The organism is Pseudomonas sp. zfem005, from assembly GCF_032621735.1.
Lineage (GTDB): Bacteria > Pseudomonadota > Gammaproteobacteria > Pseudomonadales > Pseudomonadaceae > Metapseudomonas > Metapseudomonas solani.
Genome location: NZ_JAVYJE010000010.1, coordinates 33,231 through 50,022 on the forward strand (window position 1 = coordinate 33,231; position 16,792 = coordinate 50,022).

Consider the following 16,792-nt stretch of genomic DNA (forward strand, 5'->3'; position numbering starts at 1 on the left):
GCACCATTTGAACGGAAATGATCAGGGGCATGGAGTAGCGAAGGCAGTTGAAACTGCGCACACCGTCTGGGCTTGGCTAGTGAAGCTGGGACTATCCGAAACAAGAGGCCAACTAGCTTTCTGAGTTTTATCCATGGTTGGCTTCCCTATCTATTAGTCGACATATGCGCCGCTCTAGCGGCACGAATAATCTCAAGGATTTTATTGCTTCTAACATTTCCTCCTTGGATTATTCCGCCCTGTGCATCTCGAAGCCCAGATAAGCCCCATTGGCGACCGATAGCAGCTCCTATGGCATTTCCCATAGCGACGTCACTTGGTGATGCGGAGCCATAGCTGGTTTGATTGTTGAAGTATAAGGAGTTTCGTTCGCTTCTAGCAGCGGCTGGAGTAGTCTCTGGTGTTGGTGCATTTATATCGGATTTTGGTAACGGTGGTATTTTGGAGTCAGTGTCTCCTGTTACATGTCGGTAATCACCGTAATAGAAGTACCAAGGTGTTTCCTCATCCATGTTGTAAGGAACATAGACGCCACCTTCGTCTCCGGTTAGGACGTTGGTTTTATTAGGGTCTTCTATTGCGCTTGGGCGCTCACCAGTAGCTAGGAAATGACGACCTTGCTCTTCGTCGAGCAAGACTAGGCATCGACGTGGGCCACGGTAGTAAATTCCGCTCTTGTCATGCCCTATTGCGATGTACTCACCTTTTATCAAGCCTGAAAGGTATAAATCCCCGAAGCCACCTTTGTGAAATTCAAGGATGTCCTCTTTTAAGATGAAGCTACCCTCGTCGGTAGTTGGGGTTATTTGTTTTGTAGGTATGCATCCAGAGCAAAAGAGCATTAGTAGAAATAAGTGGAGTCGCATTGCTTTTTTCTCTGGCCTGGTTAGGGTAATGCCGCTAGTGCAGTTGCTCAGGGGCATCTTCGATTGCGTCGGCTTCAACTAGAGGATGAGCTATCTAGGTCATTTCCATGGCTTCATCAAGCGCCTTGAATATGGCAGGAAACATCGATATCCAGTGATCAACCTTCGAGTTCAAGGGAGTAAATTTAGCTCGGAGGCCGTCTAGGAATTTTTCTGCTGTGTCCCACTGTTCTGGGGCCTGAAGATTGAACATTTCAGTGAATTTGTGGGTTAGCTTATTGCGGTCATCGACTAATGCTCTTAACTGCTCCGTGAACTCATCAAGCTCAGCAGGCGAGAGGTGAAAGGTGAGTGACATTCGAAAGTGGTCAGCAGGTACTTCGCATTCTTCCTCATGGTCACCTGAAAAGCGAATGGCCTTCTTCGTTAGTTCCCCTGCTAAGAGGCCAAGCATAGTTTTGGCATAACTGGAATGCCTCGCTTGGCTGATGGCAGGTAGCTCGTCCACAGGTCCCTGCAACTCTCGTGCTGTGAGAATTGCCTTTAGCTTTCGCTCGAAGTTCTGGAGGTTGAGCATCATCTTTCCAATTTTCAGAATGATGCGCTCTTGCTGTTCGCTGAGGGCTGCGCTCATAGCGGTTTATCCTGGGGATCGGGTACACGCGCTTCGTCGGAGGTGATTCGCTTTAGCAGAGCCTTTTCTTGAGCAACCCAGATTTTTGGCGCTGCGTACCCTACGCCGAACGAAAGCGCCCAAATTCGGGCGAAAGTGCCGGTTTCGTTATTGAGTGTTCCGATGAAGTACAGGCCAACGACAAAACCCAATACCGCGCCGACAAAGATTCGCATGGAAATCCATACTCCTCTGATCTTTGCGAGTTCCGGCGGGGCTATTTCGAGTATGCCGAGCTTGTTCGGGGGGCCATCAATCTGAATGGTGGCGACTATTGCTTGAGCGATACTGCCAAAAATCGCACCTACTGCGCAGGCGAATGGCAGAAGCAATTCGTTCCATGGGATACCGAACATCAAAACCTCCTTGTAAGTAATGCCAAAAGGCCACAGGAGGTTAAGGGAGTTTCTTCGGGGAGGTAAAGCGGATCTAGGAAGAGAGGCGTCAAGAAATGAACACCCCAGAAAGCACAAAGGGTTAGCCGAAGCTAACCCTTTGTTTTGTATGGTGGCTACGCAGGGACTTGAACCCCGGACCCCAGCATTATGAATTATGTGAGGGGCGACCTACCGCTACCCAAAGACCCATAAATCGGGGCTTGTAGCCTTATGCCAACCTCACAGAACCACAGTCTTTCGTGAGAAGCCTTCGATGTAGTCACCGATGTTTGGGGCTGCTAGAGAAATATTGCGTTAACGGATCTGGTTCTATCGAGTGTGGTCGGAAGAATTAGCTCTGATGGGATCAGTATTTTTCCGCGTTTTTTTGTTGACTGGATCGCTGCCAGAAATCCAGCTTCGTTGCTTTCTATTATGTATTGAACAACTGTAGAGTAGGGAGAGGTATTTAGAGGGTGAGTCCCTCCTCGTTGTTGTTTTTTTTCATCTAGTAGTGCGTCTAGAACCTCCAGGGAGATATCTATCAGCTGGCAAGCGCTCAAGATATTTTGTGCGACTCGTCGAATGTCGCGAGGAAGATCTTCTTTGCTCCAATTCTTTTTTATTATATCGATAGATTTTTTGATTGATAGAATTTCTCGATTATCTTTCTTAAGTGCTTCGCAGTTTGCTAGGTCTGAAGCCTGCTGAATGGAAACCTCTGCGTGTTCCAGCATTGCTTTTATTTGATAGGCAATGCGTTCTTGACTCCAGTTCGCATCATCTGATTTATAAACTAGGTCGTGCGTTGCAATTGACCAGGCATGCTGGAGAAAAGTCTTTATCTGTATCTCGAAGATTACTTCAGAGAGTTCTTTTGGCGGCAGTATCGGGTTTGGCTTTTGTTTACAATAAAGCCTTAAGTCGTCAAATGGGAAGGAGTTTGATGCTTTGCTGGTAAAGTCATCTGATTTCGGGCGCTTTTCGCATATTACGAAATTTTCACTTATTCTCTCATATGCAACATTAATCTGTGATGCATTTTGGACTACGATGGTGCAGGCGAAGAAGTCTTCTAGCTCGTGAGGTTTGAGAACTCGGCCGGTCTCAAGTTTTATAGCAAAGCTAATAAGCTCCTTAACCCTACTTTCGTAGTGCCATCTTGGCTCGATTAGCCCTTTTATCTTGCTATCAATTTCGAGCTTCAATTTTTCGTTGAGGTCGCGTTGATCTTCATAGATGGTTCGAATAGATGCTGGGATTTTCATTCTCTGATGATCTCCGGCATGAGAGCGTTAAGACGCTCAATGCGCGGCCCGCCGTCGGTGCTGGCGCCTCTAGAGAAATTGAAATATTGAATGACGTTTGTGTACTCTCCTTGAGGTTTTTGAGCGAGAAACTCTTCAAGATTCTGTTGTTCCGCAATTTCCTCAAATTTTCGCATGAAGTTTGCGTACAGCTCTGCCGATTCGTGGGCTGAAGGCCAGTTTTGGCTTAGTGCAAATACTGACCACAGAGTGTAGAGATGACCTACTCCTCTGGCGTGTGTAGTGATGCAGCTATTATGACTTTCCATCTCGATAATATGCTGACGGATTTCTGCGAAACGGCGTTTAAATTCGTCAATATCTAACTCAGGGGCAGTCTCGGCAGGATCATCATACATTGCATAAGCTTCATCCAATCCTTCTTGATCGAAGCCGCGAACACTATTGTCTATAACTACAAGCATAAGTTCGGAAATGAACTGCGTATCAAGCATTCTCTTTACGCGGGCGGTTGTGGAAACGCCCAAGGCTCGCCAATCGTCACGCTCTGACTCCGACTCCGCTTCTTTTAAGAACCAACCCTCGAATTTGGCGTGCCTAAGCTCTTGGTTTGTAAGCTTTCTGGCATTACGGTTCAAACGATCGAAAACTTCGTTTACAACGGTTCCATCAACCCAGTCTATGAGCTCTACAGTCAACTGATAATTCCAGAATCTTTGCTTAAGATCTGTTTCAGCGTTTAGGTCTTTCCATCTTTTACCGTCTAGTCGAGCATCACCAAATTCTTTGCCGACGCGGATTTTGTTCTCAACGAAATCAAGAATGGTTTGAATTCGCTGTTTACCATCAACCACGTGATACGTGGCCTTACCTGTTTCGCTTATCGTTTTATGGAGAAAAACAGCGGGGCTTGGATAGTTTCTGAATACTGTATCTAGGAAAAACTGCTTGTCCCGGCTCGTCCAGACACTCCGACGCTGATAGGGTGGAGTGAGATTTAGCTGATTGTTCTGATGCAGGTCTAGGAGCCAGGTAATATCTTGAGTAGAGGGGCGGCGCTGCATTTTGATTTCCCTTTCTATAAGTTAAGTAGCGTAGTGTCGATTTCATTCTGGGATGGGGATGGATGATTTCTTATCCAGCTCCCAAGTTCCCTCAATGCTTCGGCGGAAGGATACTTAAGTTTCCTTAGGTCTTCGGCGTTCACTTGAGTGTGCCCACTGAATTTTTTGAATATCAGGTTTGCGATGGAGGAGTTCAAATATGCTGTTAATCCCATTGCAAATTCTGCGTCTAGGCCTTGCTTGTTGTGGTGTAGTACGTTGAGGTGATTTTCTATCCCGATTTTTTCATGATCAGGGAAGTTTGCAGGGTTAATTGTGCTGGCAACTATTCTTTGCTCTTGTTCTTTAGGTGAGAATCTTTTTACAACACAGTAGTACCCCATGGGGAGCAACTGGCGCAAGGTGTCTTTTTCAATTTCTATATTTGAAGGGCGTTTGGTGTCAGTAATTGGCCACTGGACTTCATGGTCTCTTAAATTTATCGGGTGTATTAATGGTGCAGAGTTTTCCCGATTTTCATTTGTAAGATATTTTTTAACTCTGAAATCCACAACCGGTCCAGTGGAAACTTGGAAGCCAAGATCTTCAGGGGAGTGGATTATTTTAGAGAGCTGCTCTTCGGTGATGATCAGTTCGCGCGTGGGAATATGTATATATTTTTCTTTGTCGGATGGTTGAACTATTTCGTCGAAGTCTAGCAGGTTGTCGGTAAGATCACTTAGCTTTTCATCTGTGGATGTCGTGATCCTGACTTTTCTTTGTGTTCCCTTCTTCTGAAGGACGATGATAACGTTTTCTTGTTGAACGTTATAATCTTTGAATGCTTTGGTTCGAGAGTTAAATAGGTGTATATGTTGAATTGAGGACTCTTCGAGTATGAGGTCCCTAAATTTTTTGTAGTAGGGACCGCTACAGAAGCTTCTGGGAATTAAAGCAACGACAATTGCGCCTGGTTTCATTAGCTTAAGGCTTAAGGCAACAAAAGCCGAATAAAGATTGACCGTCTCGATACCAGCTGTGCGCAAAAGCTTTCGATGTTTGGATGTGCTATGTATTTTCTTATATGGCGGGTTGAGGATTGCGTGTGTAAATGTCTCATACGGTTCAAAAGTGATTTTTCGGGCTGCAAACTCTATAAAATCCTCTTGAATGATTGTCATGGAGCAGCCTTTGTATCCGCCTAGGTGCTGACTTAGGTGCGGGATTAGCGCGGAGTCAACTTCCACCGCGGTTACCGACACATCCAGCTCTTTCTTTTTAGGAAGGCGGTCTAGCAAAGCGCAAGATAAAGCGCCCACCCCTGCGCCTGCATCTAATATGTTGCATTGTGCAAGGCTTTCCTCTGAGAAAAGTGAGGCCATGAACCTCGCAATATCAGATGGGGTTAGGAACTGGCCAAGTTCCTCTTTATAGGCGCGAGAAATCTTGGGTGTTATTTCCCGTCGCACTACTTCTGCTTGTTCAAGCATCTAAAAAGCCTATGGAATAATTTAAAATTAAAGAGTTTAGTTGTCAGAGCATCGATCCTGCCATTTTCGGGCAAACCAGCGCCTAGTTACCTTCTTGGTAATCGCTATCCCGCGTTCTGATTGGACAAGTTTCGATTAACTTTCTCGTATTCAGGGCTTACTTGACCTGACTCGGGGATCACCTCACCACTGACCAGCCAGAGAGCGTACTGCGGAAATAGCTTCACTACCGCCTCGATTTCCGCATCCGAAAGGCGAGCTTTACCGCTGCGAATATTTCCCCAGCGGTAGCGATCAATGCCGGTCTCTTTCTCGAACCAGACGCTAGTACGCTTTGAGTCGAAAAGACTTATAAGTCTGTCTTTTATCATTCCATTTTGATCTAAATAGTAACTTGTACTAAGTAGCTGGTGTGGTATGGTTGGCTACGTAGTAACTATTACTTAGTTAATGATGCTCTCAATTATAGGTCAAAAGCTATGGAACAGTCTGGAATAGTGGGGCTTACCTTCGAAGGGAATCCCGTACGCATCACCGATTTCCGCGACGCACCGTTCTGCACGCAACTCGTCCTGGCTGAAATGCTGGGCCTCGAAGAAATCACCGAGGACACCGTGCGCGGCTGGGTCGAGACCAAGACCATCCCCACCGCCAAGATCGGCCGCCGCCGGGTCATCAACCTGCACCGCATCCGCAGGGACCTGGACCGCGGCAAGACAGTCTTCTGCCAGGGGGATTACGTCGATGACTAAGCCCCTCAGCCCCCAGAGCCAACCGCCCCGCAAAACGCGCTACCTCGTCGAGATGTGCACCCTCCATGGCCCGACCCGCCAACGCCGCTGGCACCGTGTGCACCAGGGCGACTCCCGCGCCGACTGCCAACAATGGATCGAAGAGGTCACCTCGCACTACCCGACTGAAGAAGAAGCCCGCCGCTCCTTCTGCCTCACCCGCGAGCGCGCCCGACAGGGCTACCGAGTGCGCGGGGTCAGGACATGAGCCGTGTACTCCATCTGCTACCCGCACCTAACGCACCGCGCGAACTGCGACTGCTCTGTCTGCTGGTCCGCGCGGGCACAGGTGAAGCCCGAGCCCTGCCCATCCACACCCTGCACCGACTGCCGCCGTACCAGGCTCTTTCCGGTCGTTATTACGCTGGCTCACATCTGGGGAAAGTGGCGCTCCGTGCATGCGACGTACCGGGTGGAACGGGGCTTTATCTGCGCCAAACACATGCCCGCGCGCCGCGCCCCGACGTATTGGTACGTTGTCTACGACAGCGGAGCACCCACCCCCTTCGTGCCCATCCACGAGCCCTTCGAGGACTGAGCCATGACCACTGACGTCCTAAGCTTCCTCGTCATCTGGTTGCTGTTCGTCGTGCCCTGCCTGTTCAGCATCTACCTCCTGGCCCCCGCCACCCGCGCCTGGCTCCATCCGGTCCAGGGCCGCCGCACCGGCTTGTCCGAACACGCTTCACCGTTCGGCCAAACGGAGCGCCGGGCGCAGCGCACCCTTGACCATGCGCCCCCCTGAAACAGCCTCAGCCGGAGAGCAGGGAGAAGCTCCACCCTCCCTGCTCCCGAGCCCTCGGCGGCAAGAGCGGGATGACAAGGGCAGCGCCCTTGGTGTTGAAGGCCTCACAGCCGGCACCCGCTCCCAGCACTGACCCATAACGCACCACTCACAGCCAACCGCTGAAACGGCCACACACGGGTCGAGGGACCCTGCACGCCAAATTCCGCCCACGGCTGATCACTGACCGCGCAATAACGCGCAACCGAGAGAGGAACTACCCATGTTCGATATCCCAACTGCCAAAGCCACCCTCGAAATCCTCGTCGTCCAGACCGACTGGTACGCCAAGAAGGACACAGGCGAAGTCTTCGCCAGCCTGCAGGGCTTCTCCCCGATCCCTGCCGTCTCCAAAGAACGCCCCAACGCCCGGGGCTTCGAGTTCACCGGCTACGCCTGCGACCCCAACGTCCTGGAGCAGATCGACTTCACCCGCGGCCCCGTGAAGATGAAGTTCGAAACCGCCGTCCGCCCCACCCGCGACCAATACGGCCGCATCGAAAACAAGCAGGTCATCGTCGCCATCGTCGACGACCAACCCGCCCACACTTCGCGCCCGCAGACACAGCAACCGCGTGGTCAGCAGCAGCCCCAACCGACCACCCCGGCCGCCGCTGACAAGACCACCACCGACCAGCCCAAGAGCTGAGGGTAACCCCCGATGACCAGATACCTCTGGATGTTCGCCGCCGGCCTCGCCACGGGATACGCCTGGGGCTGGTCCAGCGGGCTGAGCACCCTGCTCTGACAGGAGAGACCGCCATGTACACCTGCGATGAATGCGGCGCCGACTTCGACGAAGACGGCCTCGAAGCCGAGTTCGGCTACTTCGAAGACGGCGAATGCCTCTGCGCCTTCTGCAATTCGGACGTGGCAACCGACCAGGAGATTGACGACTGATGCTGCCCTTGTGCGTTCACCTCGACCCAGTCACCAACGCGCTTGTCGCTGCGGGCGAGTTCACCGGCGAATGCACGGGCTACCTGCTCATCACCCCGGCCGACTGGGCCGGCTCGATGACCGTCGCACAGCTGTTCGCGCTACCGGACCCGGGAATGGCTGCTGTGGCGTTTACAACCCCGTTCATGCTCTGCCTCGCCCTGGCCTACGTGGCCAGCGCAGTCGGCGCTGTAGCGGGATTCTGGGACTCAACACAGGAAGAACTGTAATGACCAACCTCAAGAACCTGCTGGCTCGTACCGGCATCGCCATTGCCGTCACCGGCATCACCGCTGTTCCCGCCTTCGCTGCGGACGGCCCCGACTTCAGCGGCATCTATGCCGGCATCGCCGTCGGTGGCCTCGTCGTCGCCATGGTCGCCCAAGGTGGCCTGAAGGCTCTGCCCAACTTCGCCCGCTGGGGCGCCAACAAGGTCGCCGGCTTCTTCCGCTAACGGAACCGGCACCTGCCAACCAGGGAGGGGCTTCGGCCCCTCTCTTCCTGGAGCTCGCGATGATATGGCTGTTACTGCTCACCTTCGGTGGCTTTGTCTGTGGTGGGGTCTGCTGCTTTGCACTCTACCGGTAGCCCAGGCCGCTACCCGCCAGCACGTCACCATGCCCAGCAACCTCACCGCCACTGCGACGGGCGTCGCCACGAAAGGGCAGGGCGTGCTTCACGTCGGCGTGATGGAAGGCGAATACATCGCCGCCAACCGCATGAACCGCAAGGTGCCGATCAAGGTACTCAAGACCATCGACTACTCCATCCCGCGCACCATCAACCAGGCCAAGGGCCTGCTCAAGGCCAACCTCGGGCAGGTGGTGCTCGGCGGTGTTATTGCCGGGGCACTCGCATCCGTTGACTGGCTCATGGAGGAGGGCGTCAAACCCGGTGGCGGCACCGAGCCGCAGCTGGTCAAGAAGGTACCGGGCACCGTGCACGGAGTCGGTTTGCCGTACTACGGCGAAGGCGACTTCTCTTGCGGTTTCGCCCATGCCAACCCCGATGGCGTCTATCGCTGGGGCGGAAGCTGGATCTTCATCGTCCAGAGCGACACGCCTTATACAAAGGCGCCTTTCTCATACATCAACAACTGCGTGCCCAAATACGTTTCCTCCGCCCTGGAGAGAGACTTTCCCCTGGTCGTTTCGCCTGAGTCCACGGTCCCGGTGACCGACGAAGAGATCGACCAGAAGTTCGGCGACTTCGCCGCCGCCCAGGACGCTGACTGGCTCAACTCGCTGCTGCGGGAATCCTGCGCCGGCTCACTCTCCCCCGAAGCCTGTATGCAGAGCCTGCGCGACAACGTCTCCACCAGCGGCCCGGCCACCGTCCCCGGCGAGTCCACCACCACCACGGGCACCTACACCCGCCCGGATGGCACCACCGGCACGACCCAGACCACCAGCAACACCACCTACAACATCAGATACGGGCCGACCCACTTTGACTGGACCGAGAACAAGACCGTCATCCATTACAAGGACGGCCAGAAGACCGGCGAAGAAACCACCACCGAAGGCGATGAGCCGGTAGACGAGCAGAGCCCCGAAGACGACGAGCACGCCACCCCGATGCCCTGCGGCGGCGATTGCGACGGGCCCGCCTATCAGGACCTCTACGAGCCCACCAGCCAGACCCGCGAAAGCATCATCGACGACTACATGGCCCGGGCCAGAGCCGCCCCCATCCTCGCTGCCGTCGGTGGCTTCTTCGACGTCAGTGGCAACGCCGCCTGCCCGATCTGGTCGCAGCACGTCTACGCCGACATGGGCTTCACCGCGCTCGACTGGACGCTGACCTTCGACTTCTTCTGCACCGAACTTGCCCTCGGTCTCTATCCCTGGGCCTCGTCGGTGCTCTGCCTGGTGGCCGCCTGGGTCGCCTTCCGATGGGGGATCCTCGAATGAACGCCATCATCAACACCATCGCCAGCTGGCTGGGCGCGATCGCTCGTTTCTTCCTGCGCATCTTCGAATGGCTCAAGGGCCTGTTCCTGGATGTCATGGAGTTCTTCCTGGACCTGCCCCTGGTCGTCTTCAAGGGCGTCATGGAAGGCGCGCTCTACCTGCTGACCGCTATCCCGGTGCCGGACTTCCTCGCCAGCTATTCGCTCGGTGCAATGTTCGCCGCGTTACCGGCCGCGCTGCAGTTCTTCGTCGGCGCGTTCAACCTGCACCTGGTCTTCCTGATCATCTCCGCCGGTGTCGCCTTCCGCCTGCTGCGCAAGGTGCTGACCCTGGGACAGTGGTAAGGAGGTAGCCAGCCATGATCTTCGGACTCGAAGGCCTGCCCGGCTCCGGCAAGAGCCTGGAATCCATGCAGCACATCCACGACGCGTTGCTCGCCGGGCGTACCGTGGTCACCAACATCTATGGCCTCAACTACGAACTCATCTCCGAGTCCCTGGCCCTCCCGCTCGAAACCGTCGAGCGCTTGCTGATCGGCCTTGAGGTCCCGGACGAGCTGGATGATGAACAGGCCGTGGCTTGGGTGAAGCAGGCGTTCTACGAGCGGCGCATCAACGACTGCCTGTGGATCTGGGACGAGATCAACCAGTACTGGCCGCCGGACCGCAACGCCCTCCCGGCCGAGTGGGCCAAGTTCGTCACCGAGCACCGCCACCTGGGCATGGACATCCTGGTCATGGGCCAGGACCTCACCGAACTCCACTCCACCTGGCGCAAGCGCCTGCAGCGTTACACCCGTCTGACCAAGAAAGACATGATGGGCAAGGAGCACGAGTACCACTGGGCCAGCCTTGCAAACTCCGGCCGTGGCCGCTTCAAGCAGACCGCCTCCGGCAGCAAGCCGTACAACAAGGCCTTTTTCGGCTGGTACAAGTCCGTCCGCGACGAGACCGGCAACCTGTCCAACTACAAGGACGGCCGCTACTCCGTGTTCCAGGACAAGCACAAGTTCTGGATGGCGGTGTACGGCGTTTTCCTGCTCTGCGGAGGCGTCTACATGTGGCAGTGGTTCCACCCCGATCCGGAGATGGGCAACACCACGGCCGAGACACAGAACCCCGCCGAGATCGTCGCTGCAGCAACGCCAGAACCGGTCGACACCGAGCCCATCGCCGTCACCGAGCTGCTCCCCGAAGCCACGCCCCCGCCCACGGTCGAGGAAGAGAAAGAGCGCCGCGCCATCGACTACCTGGACAACCTCGCCCAGACCCACCGACTGCGCATCGGTGCCTACCTCGAACGACAGGACGACACCCCGGGCAAGCGCAAATGGGACTTCGTGCTCGAGGCCATGGACAACACCTACCACGTGCGTGAGCGATTCGGGGCCGCAGAGGTATACGCCCTCGGCTGGGATATCGAACGCACTGCCTATGGCTTTCGCATCACCAAGGAAGGCGTCGAGCACATCCTCCGGTCCTGGCCCATCGACATCTTCGGTCGCGTCTCCAACCCCGCCATTACTCAAGCCCGGAGCGCGGGACGGCCGCCCGCTGGCTTGCCAGCGCCGGCCGCCCCGCGCTCCGCGGCGAATGGCGGAGCCTCAACCGCACCCCGAGTCACCGTGGTCGGTGACTCGGAATACACGTCTCGGCCCTGGCGCTGAGACGTCCCTGTAGCACGTCTTATTAACCGCTTTTGGCAACCCCGTTGCACCACAGTGAAGAGGAATACGAAGTGAGTAAGGCAGTTGATCAAATGCGTCTGGATGCCCTCACCGCAGAGGAGTCAGCACATGGGCGACTGTTTCTGAACAAGAAGACCGCCCGCATCACCGACCTGTCGAGCGTCCGCCTGTTGGGCTGCCGCGTCGATACGGTCCGCCAGCTCTATCGGGGGATGATCCGCCCCGAAGTGCTCTCTGTGGTGGAGGAGGGCGGCATCGTGATATTTGCCGGACACCACTGGCACGCTGGACGTGTAGGTCGGGATTCGGGCTACCAGTACAAGCTCCAGAACGCCGACTTGGGGTTCGTCCTGCTGCTAAAGAACTTCAACGTGAAGATCGATGTGATCGGTGCGCACATGAAGATCGAGGTCAGCCCCCACGCCATCCAATCGTGCCCGCCCGAGGTGCTGCAGGAGTGGATGGACCGCTTCGCCCATGAGGCCATGCACCACGTCGAGACCAACCAATGCGCCGTTCACCTTGCCCTGGACGTACAAGGTTGGGCTCCTCCGGTCGATCTGATGGAGCGCCTGCTGTGCCGGGCCCGCACCCGCCGCGATCTCTCCGGCATTAAGGAAGTCCACTACGACGGTGAGGCAGTCACCTATGGGAAAGGGCAGTCCTTCCTGTTCGGTTCCGCCTCCGGCATGCAGCTCGCCATCTACAACAAGTCGCTCCAGGCCTGGAGCACTGACAAGCTCGACTACTGGCGTTCGGTCTGGTCCGGCATGGACAACCCCTTCGACGCCCAAGACGACCAGAACTACAACCCGGATGAGACGGTGTGGCGTATCGAGCTGCGCTACCACCACTCCATCGTCCAGCAGTTCGCTGATGGCTCGGCCGATACCCGCACTGGAGAAATCCTTGAAAGCCGCACTTTCGCGGAGCTGGCCAGCCATCTCGACGGGCTCTTCCAATACGGTCTCGAGTCCTTCCGGCTCTGCTCGAGCAAGGGCGTATTCGATGCCTTCTGGACCCTGATGCGCCAGGACGTAAAGGTCTCCATCCCTGCCGAATCCCTCGCCGGGCAGACCCACTACAAGCGCCACTTCAAAACCTCACAGGGCTTCAGCGGCAAGAACGTGGAGCTCTTCCTGGGAAACTTCATCAGCCTGCTTGCCCGTGAGCGAGTGGGCGCCCAGAAAGCCTTTGCCAGTCTGAGAAAATGGGAGTGCTGGCCTGTGATCCGCGACCACTACGCCGACAAGGAGATGAGTGAGGGAGACCTCTACAAGCACATCCAGAAGCTCTTGGCGGAACGGACGGTGAGGTGGGGGAGAGCGATATGACTGCCCGCAAGGACGGCAGGACCTGGACCGCCGATTTCTACGAGGATGGGCGATCTGGCAAACGCATCCGTAAGAAGGGCTTCGCTACCAGGGCTGCAGCCCAGCGTTTCGAGTCGGACTACTTCGCTGCTCTCAAGCAGACGGGCCGCCCACTGGATGATCGCCTCTCCGACCTGGTCAACCTCTGGCATGAACTGCACGGCTGCTCGCTCAAGGACAGCAAGACAAGACTCTCCCGCACCCTGGCGGTAGTCGAGCGGCTGAGCGATCCCCTGGTCTCTGACTTCAACACGCTGTCCTGGGCCCGCTATCGCCAGTCACGGCTGAAAGAGGCGTCACCCAGTACGGTCAACCATGAGCAGCGTTACCTCTCGGCGGTGTTCTCCGAGCTGATCCGCCTGGGTGCTTGGCATGGCATCAACCCATTGGCCAAGGTCCGCCAGATCAAGGTCGACCAGACCGAGCTGACCTTCCTCGCCCTGGACCAGGTCGAGCAGTTGCTGGAAGAGTGCAGGCACTCAACGAACAACCACACCTACCCGGTCGCCTTGATCTGCCTGGCTACCGGCGCTCGATGGGATGAAGCCGAATCGCTGCAGCGCAATGCACTTTTCGGTGGCAAGGCGCATTTCCATCGGACCAAGAACCGACAGTCCCGCTCGGTGCCTATCCCGCCGGAAGTAGAGGCGCTCGCATTGAGCCTGGGGATGCCGGGAAACGGGCGGCTGTTCATGTCCTGCAGGTCCGCCTTCCGAAGTGCCTACAAGCGCTGTGGCTTCAATACCCCGGGCCAGCTCACCCACATCCTGCGGCACACCTTCGCCAGTCACTACATGATGAGCGGAGGGGACATCCTGGGCCTGCAGCGGATCCTCGGGCACTCCTCGATCACCATGACCATGCGCTACGCGCACCTGTCGCCGGACCATCTTGAGTCGGCTTTGCGGCTCTCGCCCTTGGCACTTATCGGCCATGAGATCAGCAGCCACCTGGTGCCCAGGGTTGACAGGGAAACAGCTGAGATTAATGCTTAACGTTAAGGGTTAATGTATGATTCGAAGCTTCAGATGTGAGGACAGCAAGCAGCTCTTCCTCACCGGGCGATCCAGGCGCTGGGGCAACATCCTCTCCGTGGCCTCCCGCAAACTGGCCATGCTGAATGCCGCGAATGAATTGCGAGATCTGCGCTCACCGCCCGGTAACAGGCTTGAGCCACTGGCTGGAGACAGAGCAGGTCAACACAGCATCAGGATCAACGATCAATGGCGCATCTGCTTCGTATGGACTGACAGCGGCCCGGCAGATGTCGAAATCATCGATTACCACTGAGGAGGAAGCCATGCTGATCAACGGTATGCGTCCGGTCCATCCAGGTGAGGTGCTCCGTGAAGAGTTTCTTGAACCGCTTGGAATCACTCCTGCAGCTCTTGCTCGTGCACTTCACGTATCGGCACCCACCATTAACGACATTGCCCGTGAGCGTCGTGGCGTCACTGCGGATATCGCAATCAGGCTCGGCCGGTACTTCGACACTACCGCTCAGTTCTGGATGAACCTGCAGTCTGACTACTCACTGGCTGTTGCATTGGCGGCAAACGGGGAAGAGATCGAGCAGGAGATCGAACCCTTGGCTGCACACGGCTGAAAACAGATGGAAGGAGAGAGCCTCGCGAACGCGGGGCTTTTTTTCTGGCTGGAGGATTGCCAGGACGGGATGTGGACACCCCGTAGTCACTTTGTAGTCACCGGCCCAAACAAAAAAGGGCTTACCTTTCGGTAAACCCTTGTTTTGTATGGTGGCTACGCAGGGACTTGAACCCCGGACCCCAGCATTATGAATGCTATGCTCTAACCAGCTGAGCTACGTAGCCAACGTGGCGCGCATTATTCTCTCGCTTCCTGCCTCTGTCAACCCCACTTTTCAGAATTTTTCGAAGGGCGATCAACCGCTTAGCGGTGGGTGCCGGTTGGCGTTCGGGTTGGAAAAGGGGAGGGGGCGTGCGCGAGGAAAGGGTTGTGAAGCGTGAAATGTTACTTTATAACATTTGCGATTTCCTACAGCCCTTTCTCCCACGCCCAGGACCTGACGATGCTTCAGTTCGATGCCTTGCAATGGGGGCCGCCTGCGCGGCCGTTGGCGCCGCCGCTTTCCCTGGCGTTGCCGGCCGGCAGCCTCACGGCGGTGGTGGGGCGCAACGGGTGTGGCAAGAGCAGCCTGCTGCGGGTGATCGCCGGTTTGCAGCGCCCCTTGGCGGGGCGGGTGAGCGTCGGGGCGGCGGGCCTGGGGGCAGTGGGCTTTTTGCAGCAGCAACAGGCGCTGGACCGGCAGTTCCCCCTCAGCCTGGGGGAGCTGGCGATGGCGGGGTTGTGGCGCAGCCGCTTGAGCCGGGTGGAGCGGCGCCGGCGCTGCGAGGCGGCCCTGGCGGATTGGCAATTGGAGGCGCTGGCCGACCAGCCGCTGCTGGCGCTTTCCGGCGGGGAGTTGCAGCGGGCCTTGCTGGCGCGGCTGGAGCTGATGGACGCGCCGCTGCTGTTGCTGGACGAGCCCGACGCCGCGCTGGACGCGGAGGGCCAGGCGATTCTCTGGCAGCGCATCGCCCGCTGGCAGCGGGAGGGGCGCACGCAACTGGTGGTCTGCCATGACCTGGAGGCGGTGCGCGAGCGCTTGCCGCGCTGCCTGCTGATCCGCGCCGACGGCTGCCGTCACGGCGCCAGCCGCGTGCTGCTGCCGGCGTCGGCCAGCCAGCAGGTGGCCTGATGCTCGCGGCGCTCTGGCAACCCTTTGCGGAGTTCGCCTTTTTGCAGCGGGCGCTGCTGGGCGGGGTGGCGCTGGCGTGCAGCGCGGGGCCGCTCGGGGTGTTCCTGATGCTGCGGCGCATGAGCCTGATCGGCGATGCCATTTCCCATGGGGTGTTGCCCGGCGCGGCGCTGGCGTTCTGGTTCTTCGGCCTGAGCCTGCCGGCGCTGACCTTCGGCGGCCTGGTAGCGGGGCTGGGAATGGCGGGGCTGGCGGCGTGGATCACCCGCCGCACCGGCCTGCGGGAGGATGCGAGCCTGGCGGCCATCTACCCCATTTCCCTGGCGGGCGGGGTGCTGTTGCTGGGGCTGGCCGGGCGCCGGATCGACCTGCTGCACCTGCTGTTCGGCTCGGCCCTGGCGGTGGACGGCGAGACGCTGCGCAGCATGCTGACGGTGGCCGGCACGAGCCTGGCGCTGTTGGCGCTGATCTACCGCCCGCTGCTGTGGGACAGCTTCGACCCGGTGTTCCTGCGTGGGGTGAGCCGCTTCGGGGCGCCGGCCTATGCGCTGTTCCTGGCGCTGGTGGTGCTCAACCTGGTGACCGGCTTCCACGCCATCGGCGCGCTGATGGTGGTGGGGCTGATGATGCTGCCGGCGGCTGCCGCGCGCTTCTGGAGCTGGCGCCTGCCGGTGCTGCTGCTGACGGCGGCGGACATCGGCGCGGGCTGCGTGTGGCTGGGGCTGTTGCTGTCGTTCCACGCCAACCTGCCCAGCGGGCCCTGCATCGTGTTGCTGGCGGGGCTCGCTTACCTGATTTCGGTGTTCGTCGGGCCGGTCCACGGCTTGCTGCGACGCGCGCCCCTTCCCGTGCCCTGTTGAGGAGCCCCC

General features: G+C 57.2%; 23 protein-coding genes and 1 tRNA gene. 17 read left to right on the forward strand and 7 right to left on the reverse strand.

The genetic code is table 11. The features are described 5' to 3' along the window. Positions 1-146 precede the first annotated feature (146 nt). From RTW82_RS21855 to RTW82_RS21880, 6 genes are all read right to left on the reverse strand, one after another. Positions 147-923: a hypothetical protein gene (locus RTW82_RS21855; RefSeq protein WP_316926465.1), complete on the reverse strand. Its 777-nt coding sequence runs from the start codon at positions 921-923 to the stop codon at positions 147-149. A gap of 37 nt (positions 924-960) precedes the next feature. Next, positions 961-1,500 carry a hypothetical protein gene (locus RTW82_RS21860; protein ID WP_316926466.1) on the reverse strand — a complete coding sequence of 180 codons (540 nt, stop codon included), beginning with the start codon at positions 1,498-1,500 and terminating at the stop codon, positions 961-963. Beyond that, positions 1,497-1,895, reverse strand: a complete 399-nt coding sequence (locus tag RTW82_RS21865; protein ID WP_316926467.1) for a hypothetical protein — start codon at positions 1,893-1,895, stop codon at positions 1,497-1,499. The genes RTW82_RS21860 and RTW82_RS21865 overlap by 4 nt, the downstream gene beginning before the upstream one ends. A gap of 320 nt (positions 1,896-2,215) precedes the next feature. After that, complete coding sequence (locus tag RTW82_RS21870; RefSeq protein ID WP_316926468.1) at positions 2,216-3,184, reverse strand: hypothetical protein; 969 nt, start codon at positions 3,182-3,184, stop codon at positions 2,216-2,218. Then, positions 3,181-4,248, reverse strand: coding sequence for a DUF262 domain-containing protein (locus RTW82_RS21875; protein ID WP_316926469.1), 1,068 nt, complete (start codon positions 4,246-4,248; stop codon positions 3,181-3,183). The genes RTW82_RS21870 and RTW82_RS21875 overlap by 4 nt, the downstream gene beginning before the upstream one ends. 14 nt (positions 4,249-4,262) lie before the next feature. Further along, on the reverse strand, positions 4,263-5,717 hold the full coding sequence (locus tag RTW82_RS21880; RefSeq protein ID WP_316926470.1) for an Eco57I restriction-modification methylase domain-containing protein: 1,455 nt from the start codon (positions 5,715-5,717) through the stop codon (positions 4,263-4,265). A 479-nt stretch (positions 5,718-6,196) separates the two neighbouring features. On the opposite strand from RTW82_RS21880, the gene RTW82_RS21890 reads away from it, so the two are divergent. The 15 genes from RTW82_RS21890 (at position 6,197) to RTW82_RS21960 (ending at position 14,810) form a co-directional block, all read left to right on the forward strand. Then, entirely contained in the window at positions 6,197-6,469 is a 273-nt protein-coding gene (locus RTW82_RS21890; RefSeq protein WP_236205822.1) for a helix-turn-helix domain-containing protein, read from the forward strand. Then, positions 6,462-6,716 carry a hypothetical protein gene (locus RTW82_RS21895; RefSeq protein WP_316926472.1) on the forward strand — a complete coding sequence of 85 codons (255 nt, stop codon included), beginning with the start codon at positions 6,462-6,464 and terminating at the stop codon, positions 6,714-6,716. The genes RTW82_RS21890 and RTW82_RS21895 overlap by 8 nt, the downstream gene beginning before the upstream one ends. A 3-nt stretch (positions 6,717-6,719) precedes the next feature. Further along, complete coding sequence (gene pflM, locus RTW82_RS21900; protein ID WP_316926473.1) at positions 6,720-7,046, forward strand: lysogeny maintenance protein PflM; 327 nt, start codon at positions 6,720-6,722, stop codon at positions 7,044-7,046. Positions 7,047-7,049: 3 nt separating this feature from the next. After that, the gene (locus RTW82_RS21905; RefSeq protein ID WP_316926474.1) at positions 7,050-7,253 is read left to right on the forward strand and encodes a hypothetical protein; all 204 of its coding nucleotides are present in this window, start codon (positions 7,050-7,052) and stop codon (positions 7,251-7,253) included. A gap of 262 nt (positions 7,254-7,515) precedes the next feature. After that, positions 7,516-7,941, forward strand: coding sequence for a DNA-binding protein (locus RTW82_RS21910; protein ID WP_316926475.1), 426 nt, complete (start codon positions 7,516-7,518; stop codon positions 7,939-7,941). Positions 7,942-8,054: 113 nt separating this feature from the next. Beyond that, a complete protein-coding gene (locus tag RTW82_RS21915; protein WP_316926476.1) occupies positions 8,055-8,192 on the forward strand; it encodes a hypothetical protein in 138 nt (45 codons plus the stop codon). Continuing rightward, positions 8,192-8,461, forward strand: coding sequence for a hypothetical protein (locus tag RTW82_RS21920; protein ID WP_316926477.1), 270 nt, complete (start codon positions 8,192-8,194; stop codon positions 8,459-8,461). Before RTW82_RS21915 ends, RTW82_RS21920 begins: the two co-directional genes overlap by 1 nt. Beyond that, the gene (locus tag RTW82_RS21925) at positions 8,461-8,685 is read left to right on the forward strand and encodes a hypothetical protein (protein ID WP_316926478.1); all 225 of its coding nucleotides are present in this window, start codon (positions 8,461-8,463) and stop codon (positions 8,683-8,685) included. Before RTW82_RS21920 ends, RTW82_RS21925 begins: the two co-directional genes overlap by 1 nt. Positions 8,686-8,848: 163 nt before the next feature. Continuing rightward, a complete protein-coding gene (locus RTW82_RS21930; protein WP_316926479.1) occupies positions 8,849-10,144 on the forward strand; it encodes a hypothetical protein in 1,296 nt (431 codons plus the stop codon). Further along, positions 10,141-10,488 carry a hypothetical protein gene (locus tag RTW82_RS21935; RefSeq protein ID WP_316926480.1) on the forward strand — a complete coding sequence of 116 codons (348 nt, stop codon included), beginning with the start codon at positions 10,141-10,143 and terminating at the stop codon, positions 10,486-10,488. Before RTW82_RS21930 ends, RTW82_RS21935 begins: the two co-directional genes overlap by 4 nt. Positions 10,489-10,502: 14 nt before the next feature. Continuing rightward, entirely contained in the window at positions 10,503-11,810 is a 1,308-nt protein-coding gene (locus tag RTW82_RS21940; protein ID WP_316926481.1) for a zonular occludens toxin domain-containing protein, read from the forward strand. 92 nt (positions 11,811-11,902) lie between these two features. Then, positions 11,903-13,165: a hypothetical protein gene (locus RTW82_RS21945; RefSeq protein ID WP_316926627.1), complete on the forward strand. Its 1,263-nt coding sequence runs from the start codon at positions 11,903-11,905 to the stop codon at positions 13,163-13,165. Further along, entirely contained in the window at positions 13,162-14,199 is a 1,038-nt protein-coding gene (locus RTW82_RS21950; protein WP_316926482.1) for a tyrosine-type recombinase/integrase, read from the forward strand. The genes RTW82_RS21945 and RTW82_RS21950 overlap by 4 nt, the downstream gene beginning before the upstream one ends. Positions 14,200-14,215: 16 nt before the next feature. Beyond that, positions 14,216-14,494, forward strand: coding sequence for a type II toxin-antitoxin system RelE/ParE family toxin (locus RTW82_RS21955; RefSeq protein WP_236205811.1), 279 nt, complete (start codon positions 14,216-14,218; stop codon positions 14,492-14,494). 10 nt (positions 14,495-14,504) lie between these two features. Next, positions 14,505-14,810, forward strand: coding sequence for a HigA family addiction module antitoxin (locus RTW82_RS21960; protein ID WP_301154121.1), 306 nt, complete (start codon positions 14,505-14,507; stop codon positions 14,808-14,810). 149 nt (positions 14,811-14,959) lie between these two features. Here RTW82_RS21960 and RTW82_RS21965 read toward each other — a convergent pair. Beyond that, positions 14,960-15,036 (reverse strand) — tRNA-Met (locus tag RTW82_RS21965). Between the two features lie 218 nt (positions 15,037-15,254). On the opposite strand from RTW82_RS21965, the gene RTW82_RS21970 reads away from it, so the two are divergent. Beyond that, positions 15,255-15,923: a metal ABC transporter ATP-binding protein gene (locus RTW82_RS21970; RefSeq protein WP_316926483.1), complete on the forward strand. Its 669-nt coding sequence runs from the start codon at positions 15,255-15,257 to the stop codon at positions 15,921-15,923. Then, positions 15,923-16,783, forward strand: coding sequence for a metal ABC transporter permease (locus RTW82_RS21975; protein ID WP_316926484.1), 861 nt, complete (start codon positions 15,923-15,925; stop codon positions 16,781-16,783). The genes RTW82_RS21970 and RTW82_RS21975 overlap by 1 nt, the downstream gene beginning before the upstream one ends. The last annotated feature ends 9 nt before the right edge of the window (positions 16,784-16,792 follow it).

Excerpts from the sequence above, each read along its gene's own strand:
- RTW82_RS21960 (WP_301154121.1), top strand. The coding sequence starts at position 14,505 with ATGCTGATCAACGGTATGCGTCCGGTCCATCCAGGTGAGGTGCTCCGT.
- RTW82_RS21930 (WP_316926479.1), top strand. The coding sequence starts at position 8,849 with ATGCCCAGCAACCTCACCGCCACTGCGACGGGCGTCGCCACGAAAGGG.
- RTW82_RS21860 (WP_316926466.1), bottom strand. The coding sequence starts at position 1,500 with ATGAGCGCAGCCCTCAGCGAACAGCAAGAGCGCATCATTCTGAAAATT.
- RTW82_RS21875 (WP_316926469.1), bottom strand. The coding sequence starts at position 4,248 with ATGCAGCGCCGCCCCTCTACTCAAGATATTACCTGGCTCCTAGACCTG.
- RTW82_RS21910 (WP_316926475.1), top strand. The coding sequence starts at position 7,516 with ATGTTCGATATCCCAACTGCCAAAGCCACCCTCGAAATCCTCGTCGTC.
- RTW82_RS21865 (WP_316926467.1), bottom strand. The coding sequence starts at position 1,895 with ATGTTCGGTATCCCATGGAACGAATTGCTTCTGCCATTCGCCTGCGCA.
- RTW82_RS21955 (WP_236205811.1), top strand. The coding sequence starts at position 14,216 with ATGATTCGAAGCTTCAGATGTGAGGACAGCAAGCAGCTCTTCCTCACC.
- RTW82_RS21970 (WP_316926483.1), top strand. The coding sequence starts at position 15,255 with ATGCTTCAGTTCGATGCCTTGCAATGGGGGCCGCCTGCGCGGCCGTTG.
- RTW82_RS21915 (WP_316926476.1), top strand. The coding sequence starts at position 8,055 with ATGTACACCTGCGATGAATGCGGCGCCGACTTCGACGAAGACGGCCTC.
- RTW82_RS21870 (WP_316926468.1), bottom strand. The coding sequence starts at position 3,184 with ATGAAAATCCCAGCATCTATTCGAACCATCTATGAAGATCAACGCGAC.
- RTW82_RS21905 (WP_316926474.1), top strand. The coding sequence starts at position 7,050 with ATGACCACTGACGTCCTAAGCTTCCTCGTCATCTGGTTGCTGTTCGTC.
- RTW82_RS21940 (WP_316926481.1), top strand. The coding sequence starts at position 10,503 with ATGATCTTCGGACTCGAAGGCCTGCCCGGCTCCGGCAAGAGCCTGGAA.
- RTW82_RS21925 (WP_316926478.1), top strand. The coding sequence starts at position 8,461 with ATGACCAACCTCAAGAACCTGCTGGCTCGTACCGGCATCGCCATTGCC.
- RTW82_RS21975 (WP_316926484.1), top strand. The coding sequence starts at position 15,923 with ATGCTCGCGGCGCTCTGGCAACCCTTTGCGGAGTTCGCCTTTTTGCAG.
- RTW82_RS21880 (WP_316926470.1), bottom strand. The coding sequence starts at position 5,717 with ATGCTTGAACAAGCAGAAGTAGTGCGACGGGAAATAACACCCAAGATT.
- RTW82_RS21945 (WP_316926627.1), top strand. The coding sequence starts at position 11,903 with ATGCGTCTGGATGCCCTCACCGCAGAGGAGTCAGCACATGGGCGACTG.
- RTW82_RS21920 (WP_316926477.1), top strand. The coding sequence starts at position 8,192 with ATGCTGCCCTTGTGCGTTCACCTCGACCCAGTCACCAACGCGCTTGTC.
- RTW82_RS21855 (WP_316926465.1), bottom strand. The coding sequence starts at position 923 with ATGCCCCTGAGCAACTGCACTAGCGGCATTACCCTAACCAGGCCAGAG.
- RTW82_RS21890 (WP_236205822.1), top strand. The coding sequence starts at position 6,197 with ATGGAACAGTCTGGAATAGTGGGGCTTACCTTCGAAGGGAATCCCGTA.
- RTW82_RS21950 (WP_316926482.1), top strand. The coding sequence starts at position 13,162 with ATGACTGCCCGCAAGGACGGCAGGACCTGGACCGCCGATTTCTACGAG.
- RTW82_RS21895 (WP_316926472.1), top strand. The coding sequence starts at position 6,462 with ATGACTAAGCCCCTCAGCCCCCAGAGCCAACCGCCCCGCAAAACGCGC.
- RTW82_RS21935 (WP_316926480.1), top strand. The coding sequence starts at position 10,141 with ATGAACGCCATCATCAACACCATCGCCAGCTGGCTGGGCGCGATCGCT.